The organism is Streptomyces sp. NPDC053750 (genome assembly GCF_044544295.1).
In the GTDB taxonomy this organism is placed as follows: domain Bacteria; phylum Actinomycetota; class Actinomycetes; order Streptomycetales; family Streptomycetaceae; genus Streptomyces.
The window spans coordinates 251,890-273,525 of record NZ_JBITXB010000012.1; the positions used below are offsets into that span (position 1 = coordinate 251,890).

Annotated in this window: 22 protein-coding genes and 7 tRNA genes; 19 read left to right on the forward strand and 10 right to left on the reverse strand. The window is 71.4% G+C overall.

From position 1 onward, the window contains the following. The first annotated feature begins 76 nt into the window (after positions 1-76). Entirely contained in the window at positions 77-1,312 is a 1,236-nt protein-coding gene (cobA, locus tag ACIGO6_RS30060; RefSeq protein WP_399881799.1) for a uroporphyrinogen-III C-methyltransferase, read from the forward strand. Between the two features lies 1 nt (position 1,313). Then, positions 1,314-2,132: a TrmH family RNA methyltransferase gene (locus tag ACIGO6_RS30065; protein WP_399881801.1), complete on the forward strand. Its 819-nt coding sequence runs from the start codon at positions 1,314-1,316 to the stop codon at positions 2,130-2,132. A 58-nt stretch (positions 2,133-2,190) separates the two neighbouring features. On the opposite strand, the gene ACIGO6_RS30070 is transcribed toward ACIGO6_RS30065, so the two are convergent. Beyond that, a complete protein-coding gene (locus ACIGO6_RS30070; protein WP_399881894.1) occupies positions 2,191-3,657 on the reverse strand; it encodes a protein kinase in 1,467 nt (488 codons plus the stop codon). A gap of 589 nt (positions 3,658-4,246) precedes the next feature. Between ACIGO6_RS30070 and ACIGO6_RS30075 the strand changes: the two genes are divergently transcribed. From ACIGO6_RS30075 to ACIGO6_RS30085, 3 genes are all read left to right on the forward strand, one after another. Then, positions 4,247-4,429 (forward strand): hypothetical protein, encoded by a 183-nt coding sequence (locus ACIGO6_RS30075; protein ID WP_399881803.1) that lies wholly within the window; start codon positions 4,247-4,249, stop codon positions 4,427-4,429. Between the two features lie 179 nt (positions 4,430-4,608). Beyond that, positions 4,609-5,538, forward strand: a complete 930-nt coding sequence (locus ACIGO6_RS30080) for a phosphotransferase family protein (RefSeq protein WP_399881805.1) — start codon at positions 4,609-4,611, stop codon at positions 5,536-5,538. Positions 5,539-5,639: 101 nt separating this feature from the next. Further along, positions 5,640-5,939 (forward strand): zf-TFIIB domain-containing protein, encoded by a 300-nt coding sequence (locus ACIGO6_RS30085; protein ID WP_399881807.1) that lies wholly within the window; start codon positions 5,640-5,642, stop codon positions 5,937-5,939. Between the two features lie 54 nt (positions 5,940-5,993). On the opposite strand, the gene ACIGO6_RS30090 is transcribed toward ACIGO6_RS30085, so the two are convergent. The 5 genes from ACIGO6_RS30090 to ACIGO6_RS30110 form a co-directional block, all read right to left on the reverse strand. Continuing rightward, positions 5,994-6,065: transfer RNA gene (locus ACIGO6_RS30090), tRNA-Val, on the reverse strand. 33 nt (positions 6,066-6,098) lie between these two features. After that, positions 6,099-6,170, reverse strand: a tRNA-Val gene (locus tag ACIGO6_RS30095). Between the two features lie 35 nt (positions 6,171-6,205). After that, positions 6,206-6,277 (reverse strand) — tRNA-Val (locus ACIGO6_RS30100). Position 6,278: 1 nt separating this feature from the next. Next, positions 6,279-6,352: transfer RNA gene (locus tag ACIGO6_RS30105), tRNA-Cys, on the reverse strand. 38 nt (positions 6,353-6,390) lie between these two features. Next, positions 6,391-6,463: transfer RNA gene (locus tag ACIGO6_RS30110), tRNA-Gly, on the reverse strand. Positions 6,464-6,640: 177 nt separating this feature from the next. On the opposite strand from ACIGO6_RS30110, the gene ACIGO6_RS30115 reads away from it, so the two are divergent. The 3 genes from ACIGO6_RS30115 (at position 6,641) to ACIGO6_RS30125 (ending at position 9,440) form a co-directional block, all read left to right on the forward strand. Continuing rightward, positions 6,641-7,693, forward strand: a complete 1,053-nt coding sequence (locus ACIGO6_RS30115) for a chorismate-binding protein (RefSeq protein ID WP_399881809.1) — start codon at positions 6,641-6,643, stop codon at positions 7,691-7,693. After that, positions 7,690-8,511 (forward strand): aminotransferase class IV, encoded by an 822-nt coding sequence (locus tag ACIGO6_RS30120; RefSeq protein WP_399881811.1) that lies wholly within the window; start codon positions 7,690-7,692, stop codon positions 8,509-8,511. Before ACIGO6_RS30115 ends, ACIGO6_RS30120 begins: the two co-directional genes overlap by 4 nt. 74 nt (positions 8,512-8,585) lie before the next feature. Continuing rightward, positions 8,586-9,440: a GNAT family N-acetyltransferase gene (locus tag ACIGO6_RS30125; protein ID WP_399881813.1), complete on the forward strand. Its 855-nt coding sequence runs from the start codon at positions 8,586-8,588 to the stop codon at positions 9,438-9,440. Between the two features lie 71 nt (positions 9,441-9,511). On the opposite strand, the gene ACIGO6_RS30130 is transcribed toward ACIGO6_RS30125, so the two are convergent. Then, complete coding sequence (locus tag ACIGO6_RS30130) at positions 9,512-10,036, reverse strand: DsbA family protein (RefSeq protein WP_399881815.1); 525 nt, start codon at positions 10,034-10,036, stop codon at positions 9,512-9,514. A 164-nt stretch (positions 10,037-10,200) separates the two neighbouring features. Between ACIGO6_RS30130 and ACIGO6_RS30135 the strand changes: the two genes are divergently transcribed. Together ACIGO6_RS30135 and ACIGO6_RS30140 are read left to right on the forward strand one after the other, a co-directional pair. Further along, on the forward strand, positions 10,201-10,656 hold the full coding sequence (locus ACIGO6_RS30135; protein ID WP_399881817.1) for a hypothetical protein: 456 nt from the start codon (positions 10,201-10,203) through the stop codon (positions 10,654-10,656). Between the two features lie 123 nt (positions 10,657-10,779). Further along, positions 10,780-10,959, forward strand: coding sequence for a hypothetical protein (locus tag ACIGO6_RS30140; protein ID WP_399881819.1), 180 nt, complete (start codon positions 10,780-10,782; stop codon positions 10,957-10,959). 82 nt (positions 10,960-11,041) lie between these two features. Here ACIGO6_RS30140 and ACIGO6_RS30145 read toward each other — a convergent pair whose 3' ends face one another. Together ACIGO6_RS30145 and ACIGO6_RS30150 are read right to left on the reverse strand one after the other, a co-directional pair. Beyond that, positions 11,042-11,602, reverse strand: coding sequence for a CGNR zinc finger domain-containing protein (locus tag ACIGO6_RS30145; RefSeq protein ID WP_399881821.1), 561 nt, complete (start codon positions 11,600-11,602; stop codon positions 11,042-11,044). A 288-nt stretch (positions 11,603-11,890) separates the two neighbouring features. Beyond that, complete coding sequence (locus tag ACIGO6_RS30150) at positions 11,891-12,304, reverse strand: SsgA family sporulation/cell division regulator (protein WP_004002642.1); 414 nt, start codon at positions 12,302-12,304, stop codon at positions 11,891-11,893. A 191-nt stretch (positions 12,305-12,495) separates the two neighbouring features. On the opposite strand from ACIGO6_RS30150, the gene ACIGO6_RS30155 reads away from it, so the two are divergent. From ACIGO6_RS30155 to ACIGO6_RS30195, 9 genes are all read left to right on the forward strand, one after another. Then, a complete protein-coding gene (locus ACIGO6_RS30155; protein WP_399881823.1) occupies positions 12,496-12,951 on the forward strand; it encodes a TIGR02611 family protein in 456 nt (151 codons plus the stop codon). Positions 12,952-13,030: 79 nt separating this feature from the next. Continuing rightward, positions 13,031-13,102 (forward strand) — tRNA-Val (locus ACIGO6_RS30160). A gap of 367 nt (positions 13,103-13,469) precedes the next feature. Then, a complete protein-coding gene (locus ACIGO6_RS30165) occupies positions 13,470-14,771 on the forward strand; it encodes an ABC transporter substrate-binding protein (RefSeq protein WP_399881825.1) in 1,302 nt (433 codons plus the stop codon). Beyond that, positions 14,771-15,772 carry a carbohydrate ABC transporter permease gene (locus ACIGO6_RS30170; protein WP_399881827.1) on the forward strand — a complete coding sequence of 334 codons (1,002 nt, stop codon included), beginning with the start codon at positions 14,771-14,773 and terminating at the stop codon, positions 15,770-15,772. Before ACIGO6_RS30165 ends, ACIGO6_RS30170 begins: the two co-directional genes overlap by 1 nt. Next, complete coding sequence (locus ACIGO6_RS30175) at positions 15,769-16,662, forward strand: carbohydrate ABC transporter permease (RefSeq protein WP_399881829.1); 894 nt, start codon at positions 15,769-15,771, stop codon at positions 16,660-16,662. The genes ACIGO6_RS30170 and ACIGO6_RS30175 overlap by 4 nt, the downstream gene beginning before the upstream one ends. A gap of 12 nt (positions 16,663-16,674) precedes the next feature. Further along, positions 16,675-17,274, forward strand: a complete 600-nt coding sequence (locus ACIGO6_RS30180) for a hypothetical protein (RefSeq protein WP_399881831.1) — start codon at positions 16,675-16,677, stop codon at positions 17,272-17,274. A 146-nt stretch (positions 17,275-17,420) separates the two neighbouring features. After that, entirely contained in the window at positions 17,421-20,156 is a 2,736-nt protein-coding gene (locus ACIGO6_RS30185) for a Tat pathway signal sequence domain protein (protein WP_399881833.1), read from the forward strand. Positions 20,157-20,195: 39 nt separating this feature from the next. Continuing rightward, on the forward strand, positions 20,196-20,642 hold the full coding sequence (locus tag ACIGO6_RS30190) for an SRPBCC family protein (protein ID WP_399881835.1): 447 nt from the start codon (positions 20,196-20,198) through the stop codon (positions 20,640-20,642). Positions 20,643-20,681: 39 nt separating this feature from the next. Continuing rightward, positions 20,682-20,753, forward strand: a tRNA-Val gene (locus tag ACIGO6_RS30195). A 55-nt stretch (positions 20,754-20,808) separates the two neighbouring features. On the opposite strand, the gene ACIGO6_RS30200 is transcribed toward ACIGO6_RS30195, so the two are convergent. After that, the gene (locus ACIGO6_RS30200; protein ID WP_399881837.1) at positions 20,809-21,534 is read right to left on the reverse strand and encodes a 3'-5' exonuclease; all 726 of its coding nucleotides are present in this window, start codon (positions 21,532-21,534) and stop codon (positions 20,809-20,811) included. Positions 21,535-21,636 lie beyond the last annotated feature (102 nt).

A 21,636-nucleotide genomic window follows, 5' to 3' on the forward strand; every position in this document is an offset into this window, starting at 1 on the left:
CCGCACGTATCCCCACGTCAGGGCCGCTCCATCGCCGCAGCGCCCACCGCATCGCCAGGACGAGGAGCCCACCCTCATGGCCGAACACCCCGCCTACCCCGTAGGCCTCCGCCTCACCGGCCGTCGCGTGGTCGTCCTCGGCGGCGGACAGGTCGCCCAGCGCCGCCTGCCCGCCCTCATCGCGGCGGGCGCCGACATCCGCCTCGTGTCCCCGGAGGCGACCCCGTCCGTCGAGGCCATGGCGGACGCGGGCGAGATCGCCTGGGAGAAGCGTCCGTACGCGGAAGGCGACCTCGCGGACGCCTGGTACGCCCTGATCGCCACCGGCGACAGCGAGGCCAACGCGGCCGCCTCCGCCGAGGCCGAGCGACACCGCGTGTGGTGCGTCCGCTCCGACGACGCCGACAAGGCCACGGCCTGGACCCCGGCGACCGGCCACAGCGAGGGCGTCACCGTCGCCGTACTCACCACCAACGCCCGCGGCCGCGACCCCCGCCACACCGCCGCCATCCGCGACGCGGTCGTGGAGGGCCTGCGCGACGGCACCCTCGTCGCTCCGCACCACCGCACCCGCACCGCCGGCGTCGCCCTGGTCGGCGGAGGCCCCGGCGACCCGGACCTGATCACCGTCCGGGGCCGCCGCCTGCTCGCCGAGGCCGACGTCGTCATCGCCGACCGGCTCGGCCCGCGCGACCTGCTCGCCGAGCTGCCGCCGCACGTCGAGGTCATCGACGCGGCGAAGATCCCGTACGGCCGTTTCATGGCCCAGGAGGCCATCAACAACGCGCTGATCGAGCACGCCAAGCAGGGCAAGGCGGTCGTACGCCTGAAGGGCGGCGACCCGTTCGTCTTCGGCCGGGGCATGGAGGAGGCGCAGGCGCTCGCCGAGGCGGGCATCCCCTGCACGGTCGTCCCCGGCATCTCCAGCTCCATCTCGGTCCCCGGCGCGGCGGGCATCCCGGTCACCCACCGGGGCGTCGCCCACGAGTTCACCGTCGTCAGCGGCCATGTCGCCCCCGACGACGAGCGCTCCCTGGTCGACTGGCCGTCCCTCGCCAAACTCACCGGCACGCTCGTGATCCTCATGGGCGTCGACAAGATCGGCAAGATCGCCGAGACCCTCGTCGCACACGGCAAGGCCCCCGGGACCCCGGTCGCCCTCGTCCAGGAGGGCACGACGGCCGCCCAGCGCCGCGTCGACGCGACCCTCGCCACCGTCGCCGAGACGGTCGTCGCGCAGGAGGTCAAGCCGCCCGCCGTCATCGTCGTCGGCGAGGTCGTCGGCGTCGGCCCGCACGGGACGGGTGCGTGACGTGGCCGACCTCCTCACGATCCACGACCCCGACGACCCGCGCCTGCACGACTACACCGGCCTGACCGACGTCGAACTGCGCCGCCGACGCGAACCGGCCGAGGGCCTGTTCATCGCCGAGGGCGAGAAGGTCATCCGGCGGGCAGCCGAAGCGGGCTACGCGATGCGCTCGATGCTGCTCTCCGCGAAGTGGGTCGACACCATGCGCGACATCATCGAGGAGGCCCCCGCCCCGGTGTACGTCGTCGATCCGGCCCTCGCCGAACGGGTCACCGGCTATCACGTGCACCGCGGAGCGCTCGCCTCCATGCAGCGCAAGCCGCTGCCGACGGCGGCCGACCTCCTGACGACCGCCCGCCGCGTCGTCGTCATGGAGTCGGTCAACGACCACACCAACATCGGCGCGATCTTCCGCTCCGCCGCCGCCCTCGGCATGGACGCGGTCCTGCTCTCCCCGGACTGTGCGGACCCCCTGTACCGGCGCAGCGTGAAGGTCTCGATGGGCGCGGTCTTCTCCGTGCCGTACGCCCGCCTCGACACCTGGCCGGCCGGACTGGAGACGGTCCGCGAGGCGGGCTTCACCCTCCTCGCCCTCACCCCCGACGAGCGGGCCAAGGCCCTCGACGAGGTCGCCCCGCACCGGATGGACCGGGTGGCCCTGATGCTCGGCGCCGAGGGCGACGGCCTGACCCGCCGCGCCCTGACGGCCTCCGACGCATGGGTCCGCATCCCGATGTCCCACGGCGTCGACTCCCTGAACGTGGGCGCGGCGGCAGCGGTCGCCTTCTACGCGGTGACGACGGGCCGACCTCCGGCGTAATACCGCCCCGACGGGCGCCCTACACCCTGGAGGTCTGCCGTCCCGGACTTCCGGGACCCTAGGGAGACTCGGGAGTCCCGAAAGCCCCTGGATCCCCCGGAGCCCCGGCACCGTCGCTCCGTACGCCCACCTGCTCCCGCTGCTGCTGCATCCGTACGCCGTCCCGGTCGTCGCCGAGGCCCCGCGACGGACCCTGGCAACCCTGCGCCGCGGCGATGCCCAGGGCGACCAGCAGCGTCACGACCACGAACACGAACAGGCGCTGCCGCAGCAGCCGCGGGTTGGCGGGCCGGCGCCAACGGGTGCCCGTGGTCCTCGGCGCCGTACGACCGGCGCCGCCGCGCGGCGCGGGCCGGCCGCCGCTGTCGCCCCGGGAGCCGCTGCGGCCGGTGGTGCTGCGGGAGGTGGGCGTGGGCCGCGCCCCCGACCGGGCGCCCGCTCCACTGCCGCGCGCGGCGCCGCCACCCCGCGCGGCCGACCCGTTGCGCGACGGCGTGCCGCCGCGCGAGGAACCGCCGCCGCGGGCGGGCGACGGACCCCGGGAGCCCGACGTGCTCCGCGGCGCGGGGGTACCCGGCGCGCCCTGCTGTCCCTGCGGACGCCGCTGAGCACGCTCCGGATAGGTGTCGGCGAGCCGCCCCGTGGGCCGGTCCGCCTCCCCGCTGCGCGGCGCCGGCGGCCGTACGTCGCCCAGACCCTGCGCCTCACGGGCGGCGATCTCCTTGAGCCGCAGCGACAGCTGCAGCGTGCTGGGGCGCTCCTCGGGGTCCTTGGCCAGGCACGCCCGCACGAGCGGCGCCAGGGCGTCGGGGACGCCGTGCAGCTGGGCCTCCTCGTGCACCACGCGGTACAGCATCACCTCGGAACTGCCGTGTCCGAAGGGCGAGTCGCCCATCGAGGAGTACGCCAGTGTGGCGCCGAGCGAGAAGACGTCCGTGGCCGGGGTGACCGCCGCCCCGCGCACCTGCTCCGGCGCGAGGAACCCCGGGGAGCCGACCGCGGTGCCCACGTGCGTGAGCGTCGAGGCGCCCGTCGCCCAGGCGATGCCGAAGTCGATGATCCGCGGCCCCTTCGGGGACAGCAGGATGTTCGACGGCTTCAGGTCCCGGTGCACCACCCCGGCCTCGTGCACCGCGACCAGTCCCTCGGACAGGGCGGCACCGACGGCGGCGACGTCCGCCGCGCTGAGCGGACCCCCGTCGACAACCTTGTCGTGCAGGGAGGGGCCGGGCACGTACTGCGTGGCGAACCAGGGCCGGTCCGCCTCCAGGTCCGCGGCGACCAGCCGCGCGGTGCAGCCGCCGCGGATGCGCCGGGCCGCCGAGACCTCGCGGGCGAACCGCGAGCGGAACTCCTGGTCCTCGGCCAGATCCGGCCGGATGACCTTCAGCGCGACCCGCTGCCCCTTCTTGTCGGAGCCGAGGTAGACCACGCCCATTCCACCCGCGCCGAGTCGCCTGTGAAGCCTGAACGAGCCGACGACGCGCGGGTCCTCGCGCCTCAGGCGCATCATCGCCATGTTCATCCCCGCTGCCCGGTCCCTGTGACGTGCCACAGCTTACGTTTCCACGGCCGCCCGCGCGCAGAGGCCGCGCCCTCTCGAGGCGATGGATTGTCGGTACGGGGTGGGAGAGTTGAGGCGAGGTCAGGGAACGCGTGCCGCCGTCGCCCCCGAGCCGCCGGTGATCCCAACCGGCCGTCGAGGGCGAGGGGTTGGGACGGGGGCGGGCGATCGCGCGGAGAAGGCCGGGGAGGCCGGTGGGACGGCCCGCGACCGGGCGAGGGTGACGGGCCGGCCAGGACGCCGGGCGGCGGCAGCGGTGCGCAGGGAAGCCACACCGTGAGCGAAGTCACCGGACACCCCTGGTGAAACCGGGTCGTGGCGGACACCCCCTCCGGGATGTCCCCGAGACGCGGGACCCGGTCTCCACCCAGGGGAGTACAGCGCAGGTCGTGGCTCATCCTCCGGGAGGCCCGGCAATCGGTACGAGGGCATGACGTCCGACGGTCGCCCGACGCATAGATTTGAGGTCAAGCGGCGGGTGCAGCACTCGTCCCCCGAGGTCAGACGCCCGCCGCTGCCCAAGACAACGGAATCGGTCAGGAGAGGGACCATGGCCCAGACGGTATTGCGAACGCTGGTCCGCACACGCGATGACCGCCGTCAGGGACGCCGCCACCCCCTGGTGGCGACGATCATGGCCCTGCCCCTGGCGGCCCTGCTCCTCCTCGTCTTCGACGGGTGGGAGACAGTGGCCACACAGGCGTCGTCCGTGGGTGTGATGCTGGGGCGCTGAGCGGCGACCCCAGGCCCGGAAGAGCGGTCCGGGCGGGGACATCCATCCATGAAACCCCGTGGGGACGGGGGTGCGGCGGACGGCAAAATGCCGGCGCAGCTGGGGAGCTGCGCCGGCATTGCTTTTGTCCCGAGGGCCGACGGAACGGCGCGGGCAAGCGCCTGCGTACCCTCACCCCCGTGACACCGGACCCCCTGCTGACCGTCCTGACCGCCCGCGTCAGGGAGGCGGCCCACGCCCGCTCCCGGACCTGCCCCTGCGGCGCGGCCACCCTCGCCGACCGTCCCGACGCCACCGTCGTCCGGCACGCCGGCCTCGTCGCCAAGGCCCACGCGGCCGACGCCGACCCCGCCGAGCTGGCCCTCCGTGTCACCGCCGCCGCCCGGCTCCCCGGGATTCTCCTGCCCCCGCTCGGCCGGCCGCCCGTCACCCTGCACGGTCGACTCGTCACCTACTGGCCGTACGGCACCCCCGTGGACCCGCACGACCCGGACGCGGCGCCCTGGGAGGCCGCGGCGACCCTTCTCGCCCGCCTCCACACCACCCCGGCCCCCACCGCCGTGCCGCCCATGCGCGGCCCCGTGAAGGCGGCGCAAGCCGTCGCCCGCCTCCGGGCCACCGCCCCGGACCACCCCGCCACCCCTCCCGTACTGCGGGCCTGGGCCGCCCTCCCCGCCTGGGCCCGCGGCGAGGCGGCCATGCCGGACACGACGACCCTCTGCCACGGCGACCTCCACCTCGGCCAACTCGTCCGCCACCCCGCCCCCGAAGGCCCCTGGCTGCTGATAGACGTCGACGACCTGGGCACCGGCGTCCCGGCCTGGGACCTGGCCCGCCCGGCTGCCTGGTACGCCTGCGGGCTGCTCCCGCCCGACGAGTGGCACCGCTTCCTGAGCGCCTACCGCGCCACCGGTGGTCCGGCCGTCCCCTCCGACGGCGACCCCTGGCCCGCGCTGGACGTCCCCGCGCGCACCCTCACCGCGCAGACCGCCGCCCGGGCCGTCACCAAGGCGGTCGCGGCGGACCGCCCCCTGGACGAGGTGGAGCAGTCACTGGTCGACGCGTGCGCGCGCATGGCCTCCATCAGTCCTTCAGCCCCCCACGCCTGAGCCGAAGTTCCGCGAAGTAGGGTGCAACCGATCCGCAGCCGGACAGAGTCTGTCCAGGCGATACGCGAAGCAGGACCGACCGGCGAGGAGTTGAGCCGACCATGCAGTGCCCCAAGTGCCACGCACCGATGCACACCTACAACCGCAACGGCGTTCAGATCGAGCAGTGCAGCGGCTGCCGCGGGATCTTTCTCGACTACGGCGAGCTGGAGTCGCTGACCCGCCTGGAGGCCCAGTGGTCCCAGCAGGCTCCGCCCGCCCCGCCCGCCGCCCCGCAGGCGTACCCGGCCGCTCAGGCTCCCGCCTGGGGCGCCCCGCACGGCGGCGGCCACGGCCACGGCCACGGCCACTACGGTCACCACCGTCAGAAGAGCTTCGGGCGCATGCTCTTCTCCAGCTGACCCGCACACGACGAAGCCCCCGGCCGTACGAGACGGCCGGGGGCTTCGGTGGTGTGGACGATACTGGGATTGAACCAGTGACCTCTTCCGTGTCAGGGAAGCGCTCTCCCGCTGAGCTAATCGTCCTCGGATACTGCGAGGGGTACTGCGAGTGCTGCGTGCGCGATACTGGGATTGAACCAGTGACCTCTTCCGTGTCAGGGAAGCGCTCTCCCGCTGAGCTAATCGCGCGGGGATCCTTGCGGATCAAGGTCCTTGCGGACCAGTGGACGATACTGGGATTGAACCAGTGACCTCTTCCGTGTCAGGGAAGCGCTCTCCCGCTGAGCTAATCGTCCTTGGAGGTGGAGACGGGATTTGAACCCGTGTAGACGGCTTTGCAGGCCGTTGCCTCGCCTCTCGGCCACTCCACCAGGAGTGTAGAGGGCCCGGGAGGCCCCCTGTTCCTGCGAGCGGACGACGAGGCTCGAACTCGCGACCTCAACCTTGGCAAGGTTGCGCTCTACCAACTGAGCTACGTCCGCCTGTCGGTTCGGTCCGCTTGCGCGTCCCGGCGACGTGATGAACTCTAGCGGATTCCGCTGCCAGTACAAAAACGCGTTTGTGCAGCGTGCTGCGGTGCCTTTCCTCGCGGACCTGCTCAGCGCACCCGGAAGGACACGTTCGGGGCACCTGTAGGACACCGGCCTAAACTCGGCCATGTGCTCGACCTCCCTCCCCTCGCCCGCTTCGGTGACCGTCTCGCCACCGGTCTCCTCGACGTCACGAGCGATCCCGCCGCCCTCGAATCCGGGGGCTTCTGGGCCGTCTGCGCCACCTTCGAAGGCCACCTGACCTGCGCACGCTTCGCCGACGTGCGGACCCGGCCGGTACCGGCGCCCGCGCCGGGCAGCTGGCGGGGACCGGCCGTCGACGACTGGGCGTCCTCCCTCGACCGCACCGCGTACACGGCGGCCGTACGGCGCATCCGCGCGCACATAGCCGCCGGCGAGGTCTACCAGGCCAACCTCTGCCGGGTGCTCTCGGCGCCCGTCGCCCCCGACGCCGACGTGGACGCGCTCACCGCCCTGCTGGCCCGCGGCAACCCGGCGCCGTACGCGGGAACGATCCGGCTGCCCCGGCACGGCGTCGAGATCGCCACCGCGTCACCCGAGCTCTTCCTGCGCCGGGACGGCCGGGTCGTCGAGTCCGGGCCGATCAAGGGAACCGGGCGGACCGAGGCCGACCTGCTGGAGAAGGACTACGCCGAGAACGTGATGATCGTGGACCTCGTGCGCAACGACATCGGGCGGGTCTGCGCCACGGGCACCGTGACGGTGCCCGACCTGTGCGCCGTCGAGAAGCACCCGGGGCTCGTGCACCTGGTGTCGACGGTACGCGGAGAGCTGCGTGCGGCCGCCGGCTGGCCGGAGCTGCTCGACGCCGCGTTTCCCCCCGGATCCGTCACCGGCGCGCCCAAGTCGAGCGCCCTGCGGATCATCGACGCCCTGGAGACCGCGCCCCGGGGCCCGTACTGCGGAGGCATCGGCTGGGTGGACGCCGACCGGGGTGTGGGCGAGCTGGCCGTCGGCATCCGTACCTTCTGGATCGACCGGGCGGCCGGGCTGCTGCGCTTCGGCACCGGCGCCGGAATCACCTGGGGGTCCGACCCCGAGGGGGAGTGGCGGGAGACCGAACTGAAGGCGTCCCGGCTGCTCGCGGTAGCGTCGGGGGCGTACGAGGCGAACGGACGTGGAGAGGCGCTACCGACGTGAAGATCTGGCTCGACGGCGGGCTGCAGGACATCGAGTCCGCCCGCGTCTCCGTCCTCGACCACGGGCTGACCGTGGGCGACGGCATCTTCGAGACGGTGAAGGCGGTGGACGGCAGGCCGTTCGCCCTGACCCGGCACCTCGACCGGCTGACCCGGTCGGCCCGCGGCCTCGGCCTGCCCGACCCCGACCTCGACGAGGTCCGCCGTGCCTGCGCCGCCGTCATGGAGGCCAACCCCATGCCGCTGGGCCGGCTCCGCATCACCTACACCGGCGGCCACGGCCCGCTCGGCTCCGACCGCGGCGAGCACGGCCCGACCCTCGTCGTCGCCCTCGGCGAGACCGGCCGCCGCCCCGACTCCACGGCCGTGATCACCGTGCCCTGGACCCGCAACGAGCGCGGCGCGCTCACCGGCCTGAAGACCACGTCCTACGCCGAGAACGTCGTCGCCCTCGCCCGCGCCCGCGAACGGCACGCCTCCGAGGCCCTGTTCGGCAACACGGTGGGGCAGCTGTGCGAGGGGACGGGCTCCAACGTCTTCGTCGTCCTCGACGGCGAGATCCACACCCCGCCGGTCGCCTCCGGCTGCCTCGCCGGGATCACCCGCGCCCTGGCCGTGGAGTGGACCGGCGCCCGCGAGACCGATCTCCCGCTGGACGTACTGGAGCGCGCCGACGAGGTCTTCCTGACCTCCACGCTGCGGGACGTGCAGGCCGTGCACCGCGTCGACGACCGTGAACTGCCGGGCGCCCCCGGACCGGTGACCGCCAAGGCCATGCGGATCTTCGAGGAACGGTCCGGGGACGACCTCGATCCGTGACCGCGGACGTCCGGCAGCGGATCGCCGCGGATATTCGGCTGCCCTCCGCGTGCCAGGCGGGTAGAACACCCGTGATGACCACCACCCTGCGGCCGACCGAGCCGCTTCAGCGCGCGGCCGACGGGACGCGTTCACGCCGCTACCAGGTGTGCGTGAACAGCCGTCCCGTCGGCGCGATACACCTCGGCACCTCGCCCGTCTTCGGCGACTCGGTGGCCGTGATCCACGAACTCCGCATCGACGAACCCGACCGCCGGCGCGGCCGGGGAACGGTGGCCGCACTCGCCGCCGAGGAGGTGGTGCGCGGCTGGGGCTGCCGGCGGATCGAAGCGAGCGTCGTCGCCGATGTCGCCGCCGACGCCGACTCCGCCGCCGATGTCGAGGCGGGCTCGCGGCTCGCGCAGGCGCTCGGCTACGTCCTGCGCACCCGTGGCATGACCAAGCCGCTCGGCGACACCCCGCCCGTCCTGCCCGCGGGCAGCAGCGCGCGGCCCATGACACCGGACGAGTTCGCCGCCTGGCAGCTCAGCGCGTCGGAGCAGTACGCCCGTACCTGGATGGAGCGGGGGGTGCCCGAGGCCGAGGCCTGCGCGAAGGCGCGCCGGGATCACGAAACGCTCCTGCCGCGGGGCCTGGACAGCGAGGACACGCTGTTCAGCGTGTTGGAGCACGACGGGGAACGGGTCGGCGTCCTGTGGCTCGCGCTGCGCGAGGACCGGGCCTACGTCTTCGACGTCGAGACCGACGCGGCCCATCGGGGCCGGGGACACGGCCGCACGCTGATGCTGCTGGCCGAGGCCCGGGCGATCGACGCCGGCCGCCGGCTGATCGGCCTCAACGTCTTCGCGGGGAACACACCGGCCGAGCGGCTCTACGCGTCACTGGGCTACGGGACCACGCGGTACAGCTTCTACAAGACGCTGCTCTGAGGGCAGTGGGGGATGCGCCGGGGCCGGCCCCCTGACCGGCCCTCGGCCCAGTCGTCGGCTCGTGTGTCGGCTCAGTCCCCCTGTTCGGCCAGCAGCCGGTCCGCGATCTCCTCGATGCGCTCGCGCAGCCCCTCCTGGCTCTTGCCGCCGTCGAGACGCTCACCGCCGATCACATACGTCGGGGTGCCGGTCACGCCGATCGCCTTGCCCTCGGCCTGGTCGGCGTCGACGACCAGGATGTGCCGGCCGTCGATCAGCGCCGTGTCGAACTCCTCCGCGTCCAGGCCCAGCCCCCCGGCCACCTCGACCAGGAAGGGTTCTCCCTTACGGTCCAGCTCCGCGACCCGGTCCAGCACGGCCTCGACGTACGGCCACCCCTGCCCCTGGGCCACGGCCTCCTCGGCGGCCTGCGCGGCGGCGAAGGCGTGCTTGTGCTTCTCCAGCGGGAAGTGCCGCAGCCGGATTTCCAGGCGGTCGCCGTAGCGGGCGCGCAGGGCCCGGAGGTCGTCCAGGGCGGTGTGGCAGTCCGGGCACTGGAGCTCGCACCAGACGTCGAGGACGGGCGCGGCGTGACGGGCGGGGGAGGAGTCGCTCATGACGACCAGTCTCCCAGCTCACGCCGGTCACCGGGACCTGGGGAGGAGCCGACCCCGAGATCTCCCTGATCTCGGGCTCGGGGCATGGCCTCGTGGGGTGGGAACGGTGCAGGATGGAAGGGACGAAGTACTCGTGCCCGACCGAGCCCAGCCTGGAGGACCGGATGATTGCCGAGACCGTCTGCTCCGCGGTGTCCGCGGCAGGCCTGGGCATCGCGGCGGTCACCGCGTACCGCAGGCGTTTTCTGACGGCGGCCCGCATCGCCGCCTACTCGCTCGTCCCGGTCGGCCTGGTGATGACCGGGATCGTCGAGTGGCTGGCCGACACGGCCTTCAGCCCGGTGGCCTGGGCCGGCTTCGCGGTGCTGGGCGTGTCCTGGTTGTTGTTCATGACCACACGCACCGTGGAGCGCCGTCGCGGCGGCACCCGCAAGGAGCGCAAGGAGGCCCGGGCCGCCGCCCGGCGCGGCGCGGTGGCACCGGAGGCGTCGTCGCCCTCCCTCACCCAGGGGTCCCGCCCGGCGTCCCAGCCCCGGCCCACGTCCCGTCCCGCCGGTACGTCCCGCGGTGAGGACGACTTCAGCGACATCGAGGCCATCCTGAAGAAGCACGGCATATGAAGACACGACGCGTTCGGGAATGATCACAATCCGGAACCGACCTCGCGGAATTCAATGAACTCCCGGTCGTTACGGGCGTGTTGATCGCAGTGGCCCGGTGCGCTGCGTCATGATCGCGGCGAGATGCCGGACACCACTCAGCTGGATGCACAGCTGAAAACGAGACAGAGCGAAACCGCGCCAACGCAGGACGAGCCGCGCGGCTGCCTCTTCGCCCTTTCCCAGCCACCGCTCATGATCTTCCTTGCGGTGATCGGGTGTCTGCTGCTCATGGCTTCGTTGCACGATCTGCTGTTGCTGTGAGCCGTACCCGCGCTCCCCGGCGCCACCCGCCGGGGGCCGCGTCGCGACCGACATCTCGGCCCACCGGTGCGGAAGGACTCCGTCAGCCGGCCGCCTCCTTGCGGCGTGCCCGGTACGCGGCCACGTGCAAGCGGTTTCCGCATGTGCGGCTGTCGCAGTACCGCCGCGAGCGGTTGCGGGAGAGGTCGACGAAGGCGCGCCGGCAGTCGGGGGCCTCGCACCGCCGCAGTCGTTCCTGTTCCCCGGCGACCACGAAGAAGGCCAGGGCCATGCCGCAGTCGGCGGCCAGATGGTCCGCCACGGAGGCGCCGGGTGCGAAGTAGTGGATGTGCCAGTCGTAGCCGTCGTGGTCGGTGAGCCGGGGGGTGGTTCCGGCAGCGGCTACCAGGTCGTTGATCAGTCCGGCCGCGGTACGGGCCTCCGGGGCCGCGAAGACCGCCGCGAACCGTCCGCGGATCTTGCGCACCGCCGAGAGGTCGAGCTCGGAGAGTACGCCGACGTCGCTGATTTCGTGCGTTCCCACAAATTGCTGGAGGGCCGCGACGTCCGGCAGTCCGTCCGGCGCCGATTCGTCCTCCGGCACGGTGTTCACCAGATCCACCACGGTGTCGAGGGCGCACCGGGTGTCGTGGGTGATCAGCACATTCGCTCCCTGGCCTGGGGTCGGGCGGGCGCCCGCCGATGCTGGCCGATGGTAGTGGCTCCCGCGGCGGCCGGACCGGCCCCGATCCGGGCCCGGCTCGTACAACGGTGCCGGGCCGGTCCAGGTTCCCGGCGGGCGGCGCGGGAGCACCGGAGAGGACGCGCACGCGCACGGCGCCGCCCCGCGGAGGTCCGCGGCTGCGACGCCGGTGTGTGCCGTATGCGGTTGTCCGGGCCCGTGCCGTCACCCCGAGTCGACGGCGACGGGCGGCTTCACGGCGCCCTCGCCCTAGCTTTCCGCCAGGATGTGCGAGAGCTCCTGATCGAGATCGAAATGCCGGTGTTCCGTGCCGGGGGGCACGGCGGCGTCTGTGCGCTTCAGGAAGGACTCCAGAGCCCGCGCCGGGGCCTCGAGCAGTGCCTCGCCCTCTGGGGAGCTCAGAGCGATGCACACGACGCCCTGGCCATGACTGCGGGACGGCCAGACCCGGACGTCGCCGGTGCCGGTGGGGCGGTGGAGACCTTCGGCGAGGAGGTCGCGGGCGAACACCCACTCGACGGTTTCCTCGGCTCCGGTGTGGAAGGTGGCGTGCACGGCGTAGGGGTCGGCCGTGTCGTACCGCAGGCCTGCGGGGACAGGCAGGGAGGACTCGCTCGACACAACGAGGCGCAGGTGCAGCTCGCAGCTGACCGTGGTGTTCATAAGCGCCAGGGCCTTTCGCTCAGTGTGCGCTCGGGGATTCGCACGTCGGCGAAATCGACATGCCACCTACGGTGCCGTTGTAAACCCCTCTGAGTGTTTTGCGTGTGTTTACGTAACTCTTCCGGCCGAGAGATCGGCTCCGTAGTGCGTCCATTCCGGTGACAGGTTTCGCTCCGGTAGTGTTTGGCCGTATGAACACGGGGAGTAACAAGCCCGGCGAGGCGGCCGTGGCGGCTGACCGTACGGGGACGGACGAGACCGCCACGGCCGAGCGTGCGCTCGGGTCGCGGGCACCGGAATTCATCAAGGCACGCCGAGCCCTGCACGTGAGCTGGCAGGTCGGCGTCTTCATCGTCGGACTGGCGGTCGTCCTGGCCGGCGCCGCCATGCTGGTCCTGCCGGGGCCGGGCTGGGTCGTGATCTTCGGCGGCATGGCGATCTGGGCGACCGAGTTCGTCTGGGCCCAGTTGGTGCTGCGCTGGACCAAGCGCAAGGTCACCGAGGCGGCCCAGCGTGCCCTCGACCCCAAGGTGCGGCGTCGGAACATCATTCTGACCTCGATCGGCGTGGTGATCATCGCTGTGCTGGCCGGGATCTATCTGTGGAAGTTCGGCCTCCAGCTGCCCTGGAAGATCAAGGACCAGTGATCTGCGGCGGGGGTGCGGCGGTCCGGCCCCCGCTGGTCACGGGCACCCCCTGACATGGGGTAATGTTCTTCCTGCGTCCGGGCGATTAGCTCAGTGGGAGAGCGCTTCGTTCACACCGAAGAGGTCACTGGTTCGAACCCAGTATCGCCCACCGGATCATCAGGCGGCCCGGCTCACGATCGTGAGCCGGGCCGCTTCGTCGTGTGAGGGCGTGCGGTGCGCCCGGTGGTCGCTCCAGTCGTTCCGCTTCCGTCCGTCTTCATCCAACCGTGACCTTCCGGGGCGCGCGCTCCGGCGGGCTCGCCGCTGTTCGGCCGGTCGGTCACCACCGTTTCGACCTGCGGGTTTTCGGCCTCTGTCGACCAGGAGGCGAAGGGTGGCCCTCCGTGTCGGACGCCCCTCGCGCCCATGAATTCCTGTCCGAGTCATTGACGCGCCCCGGGGCCCTCCGTAACTTGTGCCAGCAAGCGCTTACTTGAAACGATTCATGAGCGGAACAACGTCGCGGGGAGGCTCGTATGCAGCAGGGCGGGAATGCGGAGAGGCAGACCGGGAGGCGCACGATCCTCAAAGCGGCGGGGGCCTCGCTGGCCGTCGCGGGGCTGGGGGCGACGGCCACCGCGTGCGGCGGAGGCAGCGGCTCGGGAGACGGGACGGTGACGATCCGTTACTCCTGGTGGGGCGCTCAGGACCGGGCCGAACGCATCAACAAGACCATCGCGCTCTTCGAGAAGAAGTACCCGAAGATCAAGGTCAAGACCGACTTCCAGCCGTACGGAGACTTCTGGAAGAAGTTCAACACGCAGGCCTCCGGCGGGAATCCGCCGGACGTCTTCCAGAATGCGATCGGATTTCTGCGGAAATACGACGCGAAGAATGTCCTGCTCGACCTGAGTGAGCAGGTCAAGGCCGGCAACCTCTCGATGGACGGATTCCGCGCGGGACTGGAGAAGTTCGGCGAGATCGACGGCAAGCTCCTCGGTGTGCCCGTCGGTTCGAACTCGATGGCCCTGGTCATCGACAAGCCCGTCTACACCCGTGTCGGCGTCAAGGCCGAACAGGGCTGGACGTGGGACGACTTCGACGAGGCGATGACGAAGATCCGCGACAAGACGGGCCGGGCCGGCGACAGCGGCATGTACGGCGTCATGTACCTGTACGACCTGTACCTCCGCCAGAACGGCAAGGCCTTCTTCACCGAGGACGGACTCGGTTTCACCGAGGCGGACCTGACCCAGTGGTGGACCAAGGCGGACAAGGGCGTGAAGTCCGGCCTTGTCGCCGACCCGAAGAAGGTCGTCCAGGTGAAGCCCAAGTCGGCGGTCGCCGCGGAGCTCGCGGGCAGCGAGTTCACCTGGGACAACTTCACCGTCCGCTACACCTCCGAGGGCAAGAGCGAGTACGGTCTCGCGCCCATCCCGACCACGGACGGCAAGAAGACCGGCCAGTACCTCGGCTCCCTGATGCTGAGCGCCTCCAAGCGCACCCAGCACCCCAAGGAGGTCGCCCAGTTCATCGACTTCATGGTCCACGACCCCGAGGTCGCCAAGATCATGGGCTACGACCGCGGCGTCCCCACGACGCAGGTGCAGTACGACGCCTACCAGCCGACCGACCCGGTCGACAAGGCGATCGCCGCCTACGAGCAGTCCCTCGTCGACGCGGGCGTCCTGGAGCCCATCACCCCGCACCCCAACGGTGCCGACATCTGTGAGGCGGCGTTCCTGCGCATCGCCGAGGAGATGGGGCTGGGCGAGCGGTCCGTCGAGGACGCCGTCAAGCAGTTCTTCACCGAGTCGAAGACGGCTCTCGCCGGCTGATGGGAAGCGCCGTGACACACGCCCCTGCGATGGAGGGCCTGGCCAAGGGCTCCGAGCCGCGGCACGGTCCGGTGAAGTCCCCGCGCCCCGCCGAGCTGAAGCGGCGGGGCCGCAGGGAGAACCTGGCCGGCTACCTCTTCATGTCCCCCTGGATCGCCGGATTCCTGCTGCTGACCGCGGGTCCGATGATCGCCTCGCTGTACTTCGCGTTCACCGACTACAACCTGTTCGACGCGCCCCAGTGGATCGGCCTGGGCAACTTCTCCGAGATGTTCGGCGACCCGCGCTGGCGCCACTCGGTCGAGGTCACGCTGTGGTACGTCGTCGTCGGTACGCCGATCAAGCTGATCGCCGCCCTCGGAGTGGCGCTGCTGCTGGCGCAGAAGCGACGCGGCCAGGCCTTCTACCGGGCGGCCTTCTACGCGCCGTCGCTGATCGGTGCGAGCGTGTCCGTCGCCGTCGTGTGGAAGGCGATCTTCTCGGACGACGCGGTCGTCGACCGCACGCAGAAGCTCTTCGGGATCGACGTCGGCGGCTGGACCGGCGACCCGGACCTGATCATCTACAGCCTGGTGGCGCTCACCGTCTGGCAGTTCGGCGCCCCCATGGTCATCTTCCTGGCCGGCCTCAAGCAGGTGCCGCGCGAGCTGTACGAGGCGGCGAACGTCGACGGGGCGAGCAAGCTGCGGCAGTTCTGGAACATCACCCTGCCGATGATTTCCCCCGTCCTCTTCTTCAACGTCCTGCTGGAGACCATCCACTCCTTCCAGATCTTCAGCTCGGCCTACATCGTGGGCGGCGGCGCGGGAGGCAACGCCTGCGGGCCCGCGGACGGCTCCATGGTCTACACCTGTTATCTGTACGTCCAGGGCTTCGAGAACAGCCGGATGGGCCTGGCCTCGGCCATGGCGTGGATGCTGCTCGTCGCGGTCGCCCTGGTCACCGCGGTGCTGTTCTGGTCCCAGAAGCGCTGGGTGCACTACGAGGAGGGCGGCCGATGAGCGCACAGGCCACCGACGTCACGCCGGCCCCGTCCACGCGGGCGGCCGCGCTGCGGCGCAGACTGCCCGGGTCGCTCGCCTGGCACATCGGATCGCTCGCGATCCTGGCGGTCATCCTCTACCCGGTGATCTGGGTGATCGGCGCCTCGTTCAAGGAGAGCGGCGACATCGTCGGCAGCCTGGACCTCTTCCCGGGCGACCCGATCACCGACAACTACAGCCGGCTGGCCGACGGCATCGCGGACATCCCGATCTCCACGTTCTTCGTGAACTCGCTGTTCCTCGCGGTGGGTTCGGTGGTCGGCATCGTGCTGTCCTGCTCGCTGACGGCCTATGCCTTCGCGAAGATCAGGTTCGCCGGCCGCAACCTGCTGTTCACGCTGATGATCGGGACGCTGCTGCTGCCGTACCACGTCCTGCTCATCCCGCAGTACGTGCTGTTCCGCAACATGGACATGATCAACACGTACACGCCGCTGCTGCTGGGCAAGTACCTCGCCACGGAGGCGTTCTTCGTCTTCCTGATGCTGCAGTTCATGCGCAATCTGCCGAAGGAGCTCGACGAGGCCGCCCGCCTCGACGGCTGCGGGCACTTCCGCATCTACTGGTCGATCGTGCTCCCGCTGTGCCGCCCGGCCCTGATCACCAGCGCGATCTTCACGTTCATCAACTCCTGGAACGACTTCATGGGCCCGCTGATCTACCTCAACGAGCCCGACAAGTACACCGTCTCGCTGGGTCTGAAGATGTTCGTCGACCAGGAGGGCCTCGCCGACTACGGCGGCATGATCGCCATGTCGCTGGTCGCGCTGCTGCCCGTCCTCGCCTTCTTCCTGGCCTTCCAGCGCTACCTGATCGACGGTATGGCGACGTCCGGTCTGAAGGGCTGAGGTGGACCGATCATGACCGAGGTGCGTGCGAAGGCCCGTACGGAGCGCGGTGAGTCACGGCTGGCCGAGGGGTTCGCCCTGTTCGCCGAGTGCCTGCTCACCGGAGTGTGGATCGCGGTGGCCTCGCTGCCGCTGGTCACCTACCCCGCCGCCTTCGCGGCCGGCGCGCGGCACCTCGGGCGCCGGCTCGCGCACGAGCGCGGCGGCTGGCGGGAGTTCGCGGCCGACTTCCGGGCGGCGGCGCGCCGCGGGTGGCTCGTCGGGGTCGCCGGGTGGGCCGCCCTGGCCGCGGTGTGGGTCGACGTGCAGGCCGTGCGCAGCGGTCTGCCGGGCGGCCCCCTCGTGGGCGCCGTCGGAGTGTTCGCCCTGATCGGCGCGACCGTGGCCGGGCTGCGCGCCGCGGCGGCCTGGGGGCCCGGCGCCTCCTGGCGGTCGCTGCTCGCGCAGGCCGGCCGCCGCACCGTGCTCGACCCGGCCGGCTCCTTCCTGGTCGTCGGCGGGCTGGCCGTGGTGGTCTGCTCCGCGTGGTTCAGCGCGCCGCTGGCGGTCGCCGTCCTGGGCGCCGTCGCGGCGGCTGCCGTCGCAGTGGAGGAGCGCTACCGGCGCCGCTGACGGGCGGCGCCCCCCCGCACCAAGGTCGGCGCCCCGGCGCCGCACCTCGCTCTGTCATGCCCCTGACATGACGTTCAGCCCTGTCACCCCCTGCCCTTGGCACCTTGACACCCCCCTGCATCCGCACGGAACGGAAAGGAAAGGCCATGTCCCCCATCCCTCGCAGGTCCCTGCTCAAGGCGGCCGCCGTCGCCGGAGCCGCCGCCCAGTTCAGCTGGGCACTGGGCGCGAAGAACGCGCAGGCCGCCCCCGCGGCCAAGGACGGCGACGCCGACCCCGTCACCCTGACCTGGCTGGAGGACGGTGGCCTCGGCGCCGCCCCCGGCTCCACCGTCGGCGTCCCCTGGCCCAAGGGCACCTACCAGGACGACCAGCAGTTCGCCGTCACGGATGCCGACGGCAAGGCCGTACCCGTGCAGTCCTGGCCGCTCGCGTACTGGCCGGACGGCTCCCTGAAGTGGACCGCGCACGCCGTCGGCTCCGGCAACGGCAAGCTCACCCTGGCCGCCGGCACCCCCGCCGCGCCCCAGAAGAAGGTCACCGTCGCCCAGCGCGGCGGCACCATCGACATATCGACCGGCGTCATCACCGCCAGAATCGGCACATCGGGATCAACCCTGATCAAGTCGGTCACCCGGGGCTCCACCGAAATCGCGAAGAACGGCCGCCTCGTGCTGCTGCGTCAGCCCGAGATCGAGGACGGCGACCAGGGCGCGGTCAAGTACGAGCGCTTCGACGGCCGGATCGACGAGGTGAAGGTCGAGCAGGAGGGCCCGGTCCGCGCCGTCGTCCGCATCGACGGCAAGCACCGCAAGGGCGACCGCAGCTGGCTGCCGTTCTCCATCCGCCTCTACTTCTACGCGGGCGCCGACTCCTTCCGCATGGTGCACACCATCACGTTCGACGGGAAGCAGGAGCCCGGCAAGGCGAGCGGCGACTTCATCCGCGGCCTCGGCATCCGCTTCACCGTGCCCATGCGCGACGAGTCCTACGACCGTCACATCCGCATCGGCGGCGAGGGCACCGGCCTGCTCCGCGAGGCCGTCAAGGGCATCACCGGACTGCGCCGCGACCCGGGCGCCGCCGTGCAGGCCGCGCAGTTCGCCGGCGAGAAACTGCCCGACCCCGCCACGTGGGACCAGCGGGTGACCACCCGCCTCCAGTACATCCCCGAGTGGGGCGACTACAGCCTCTCCCAGCTCTCCGCCGACGGCTTCACCGTGCGCAAGCGCACCAAGAAGGGCCACGGCTGGATCGGCGCCGGCGGCGGACGGCGCGCCTCCGGCTTCGGCTACGTCGGCGGCGTGAGCGGCGGCCTCTCCTTCGGACTGCGCGACTTCTGGGAGAAGTTCCCCGCCCAGCTCGACATCCGCGACGCCCACACCGACGAGGCCGAGGTCACCCTCTGGCTCTGGTCACCCGAGGCCCAGCCCATGGACCTGCGCTTCTACCACGACGGCATGGGCCAGGACACCTTCCCCGAGCAGATCGAGGGCCTCAACATCACCTACGAGGACTACGAGCCCGGCTTCGGCACCCCCTACGGCATCGCCCGCACCTCGGAACTGCTGTTCTGGGCCAACGCGGCCACCCCGAGCGCCGACACACTCGCCGAACAGGTCGAGGCCGTACGCGTCCTGCCCCAGCTGGCCGCCCCGCCCAAGCAGCTCATCAAGGCCAAGGTCTTCGGCCCCGGCCTCTACTCCGAGCCCGACCGCTCCACGCCCGCCAAGGCCAAGATCGAGGACCACCTCGACTTCCTCTTCACCTACTACAAGGACCAGGTGGAGCAGCGCCGTTGGTACGGCTTCTGGGACTACGGCGACATCATGCACACCTACGACACCGCCCGGCACCAGTGGCGCTACGACATCGGCGGCTACGCCTGGGACAACTCCGAGCTCTCCCCGGACCTCTGGCTCTGGTACGCCTACCTGCGCTCCGGCCGCGCCGACATCTTCCGCTTCGCCGAGGCCATGACCCGCCACACCGGCGAGGTCGATGTCTACCACCTGGGCGAATGGGCCGGCCTCGGCACCCGCCACGGCGTCCAGCACTACGCCGACAGCGCCAAGCAGCAGCGCATCGCCAACACCACCTACCGCCGCTTCTACTACTTCCTCACCGCCGACGAACGCGTCGGCGACCTCATGCACGCCAATGTCGACTCCGACGAGACCTTCCTCGTCCTCGACCCCATCCGCAAGATCCGCACCGAGCCCTACACCCCCGACCGCAACGCGCTGTCGGTCGGCTTCGGCACCGACTGGAGCGGCCTGGTCTCGGCGTGGCTGACCGAGTGGGAACGCAAGGGCCCCAAGTGGGAGAAGGCCAAGGCCCGCGTGCTCTCCACCATGGAGACCATCGCCGCCCAGCCCAACGGCTTCGTCCAGGGCAGCGGCCTGTACGACCTGGACACCGGGAAGTTCGCGATCGCCGACGCCCCGAAGGTCGAGGTCTCCCACCTGTCGGCCGTCTTCGGCCTGAACGAACTGTGCGCGGAGCTGATCGACCTGGTCGACATGCCGAAGTTCAACGAGGCGTACTACGACTACTGCCGCTACTTCAACGCCTCCAAGACCGAACAGGCGGCCCGGTACGGCAGCAACTTCGGCAGCCTGATCCTCTTCCAGGGCCACTCGCGCCTCGACGCCTACGCGGCCGTACGGACCGGGGACGCGAAGCTCGCCACGCGCGCGTGGGACAAGTTCTACAACTCCGACGGCTACAAGGAGTCCGCGCCCTGGAAGACGGAGAAGGTGAGCGGTCCCACCGCGCTGGTGCCCGGCAGCGAGGCGACCTGGGTGTCCACCAACGACACCGCGCTCTACGGTCTCGCCGCCATCGAGAACCTGGCACTCCTGGGGGACAGGATGCCGTAGCCCGCAGGTGAGGGACGCGGGTACGGGCACACTCCACAGGTGGACTGGAACCATTACCGATTCCGCAGCCTGTGGGCCCTGCCCGCACCCGCCCCGGACGTCTACCGCTCGCTGGAACGGATCGAGGACTACCCCCGCTGGTGGCCCCAGGTGCGCGAGGTCACCCGGCTCGACGACACCAGCGGGGTCGTGCGGTTCCGCTCCCTCCTCCCGTACGACCTGACCGCCACCCTGCGGGAGGGACGGCGCGACCCGGCGGCGGGTGTGCTGGAGGTCACGCTGAGCGGCGACATGGAGGGCTGGGCGCGCTGGGCCGTCACCCGGCGCGGCTCCGGCGCCCTCGCCCGCTACGACCAGGAGGTCGAGGTGCGCAAGCCACTGCTGCGCCGCCTCGCCGTGCCGGGGCGTCCCCTGTTCCGGGCCAACCACCGGCTGATGATGCGGGCGGGGCGGCGCGGACTGGCGTCCCACCTGGAAGCAGTTTGATGGAAACGCGCGGAGGCCTGTATTGTTCAGTGCGTTCCCGGGCGATTAGCTCAGTGGGAGAGCGCTTCGTTCACACCGAAGAGGTCACTGGTTCGAACCCAGTATCGCCCACCGGGAAAAGCCGGTCCGTCGCACGACGGACCGGCTTCTTCATGTGCCCGTGCGCTCACGCCGCCGCCGGCAGGTCCGGCCGCAGGGGCCAGGCCGGGTCCACCGCCTCCTCCGTCCCGTTGAGCGCGAACCACGCCTGCAGCCCCCGGGCCTGCCCCGCGTGCCACACCGCCTGGAGCGTGTGCAGCTCGGCGGGGGAGAGGCGCTCCAGCCGTCCCTGGAAACGGCGCCCCACCGCCCGTACGACCTCCAGCGCGGCCTGCGCGTCGGCCGCCGCGTCGTGCGCGCCCTCCAGTTCGACCCCGTAGTGCGCGCACAGGTCGGTGAGGGTGCGGCGGCCCTTGCGGTACCGGTCGAGGTGCTTGTCGAGCACCCGCGGATCCAGGACGTGCAGCGACTTCCGCTCCAGCCAGCGGCCGAGCGAAGAGGCGCGGTGCCGGCGCAACTCCCGGTCCAGCAGCGTCAGGTCGAACGGCGCGTTCATCACCACGAGCGGCCGCCCGGCACGGGCCTGCTCGGCGAGCGCCTCGGCTATTTCCCACATCACCGGCGCCGGCCAGCGGCCGAGGCGCTGCAGATGTTCCTCCGTCAGCCCGTGCACCGCCGTCGCCGCCTGCGGCACCGGCACCCCCGGGTTCACCAGCCACCGGGTCACCCGCGGCCTGAGGCCCGCGGCGTCCTGGACGACAAGCGCGGCCGACACGATCCGGTCGGTCTCGACGTCCACGCCCGTCGTCTCCGTGTCGAAAGCCGCCAGCGGCCCCTCGAACCAGCTCGTCATAGGGCACTCAACTCCTCGTCCCGCCACGGCAGCTGACGCGCCGTCCTCTGTCCCGGTTCGGTGATACCCGGGCTGTTTGCGACGTACGCCGGAAGGAGACAA

What these genes read in the sequence shown, in the direction of transcription:
- ACIGO6_RS30150 (WP_004002642.1), bottom strand. Translation starts at nt 12,304, where the DNA reads ATGAACACCACGGTCAGCTGCGAGCTGCACCTGCGCCTCGTTGTGTCG.
- ACIGO6_RS30175 (WP_399881829.1), top strand. Translation starts at nt 15,769, where the DNA reads ATGAGCGCACAGGCCACCGACGTCACGCCGGCCCCGTCCACGCGGGCG.
- ACIGO6_RS30155 (WP_399881823.1), top strand. Translation starts at nt 12,496, where the DNA reads ATGAACACGGGGAGTAACAAGCCCGGCGAGGCGGCCGTGGCGGCTGAC.
- ACIGO6_RS30185 (WP_399881833.1), top strand. Translation starts at nt 17,421, where the DNA reads ATGTCCCCCATCCCTCGCAGGTCCCTGCTCAAGGCGGCCGCCGTCGCC.
- ACIGO6_RS30075 (WP_399881803.1), top strand. Translation starts at nt 4,247, where the DNA reads ATGGCCCAGACGGTATTGCGAACGCTGGTCCGCACACGCGATGACCGC.
- ACIGO6_RS30070 (WP_399881894.1), bottom strand. Translation starts at nt 3,657, where the DNA reads ATGAACATGGCGATGATGCGCCTGAGGCGCGAGGACCCGCGCGTCGTC.
- ACIGO6_RS30135 (WP_399881817.1), top strand. Translation starts at nt 10,201, where the DNA reads ATGATTGCCGAGACCGTCTGCTCCGCGGTGTCCGCGGCAGGCCTGGGC.
- ACIGO6_RS30130 (WP_399881815.1), bottom strand. Translation starts at nt 10,036, where the DNA reads ATGAGCGACTCCTCCCCCGCCCGTCACGCCGCGCCCGTCCTCGACGTC.
- ACIGO6_RS30180 (WP_399881831.1), top strand. Translation starts at nt 16,675, where the DNA reads ATGACCGAGGTGCGTGCGAAGGCCCGTACGGAGCGCGGTGAGTCACGG.
- ACIGO6_RS30125 (WP_399881813.1), top strand. Translation starts at nt 8,586, where the DNA reads ATGACCACCACCCTGCGGCCGACCGAGCCGCTTCAGCGCGCGGCCGAC.
- ACIGO6_RS30200 (WP_399881837.1), bottom strand. Translation starts at nt 21,534, where the DNA reads ATGACGAGCTGGTTCGAGGGGCCGCTGGCGGCTTTCGACACGGAGACG.
- ACIGO6_RS30165 (WP_399881825.1), top strand. Translation starts at nt 13,470, where the DNA reads ATGCAGCAGGGCGGGAATGCGGAGAGGCAGACCGGGAGGCGCACGATC.
- cobA (WP_399881799.1), top strand. Translation starts at nt 77, where the DNA reads ATGGCCGAACACCCCGCCTACCCCGTAGGCCTCCGCCTCACCGGCCGT.
- ACIGO6_RS30085 (WP_399881807.1), top strand. Translation starts at nt 5,640, where the DNA reads ATGCAGTGCCCCAAGTGCCACGCACCGATGCACACCTACAACCGCAAC.
- ACIGO6_RS30140 (WP_399881819.1), top strand. Translation starts at nt 10,780, where the DNA reads ATGCCGGACACCACTCAGCTGGATGCACAGCTGAAAACGAGACAGAGC.
- ACIGO6_RS30170 (WP_399881827.1), top strand. Translation starts at nt 14,771, where the DNA reads ATGGGAAGCGCCGTGACACACGCCCCTGCGATGGAGGGCCTGGCCAAG.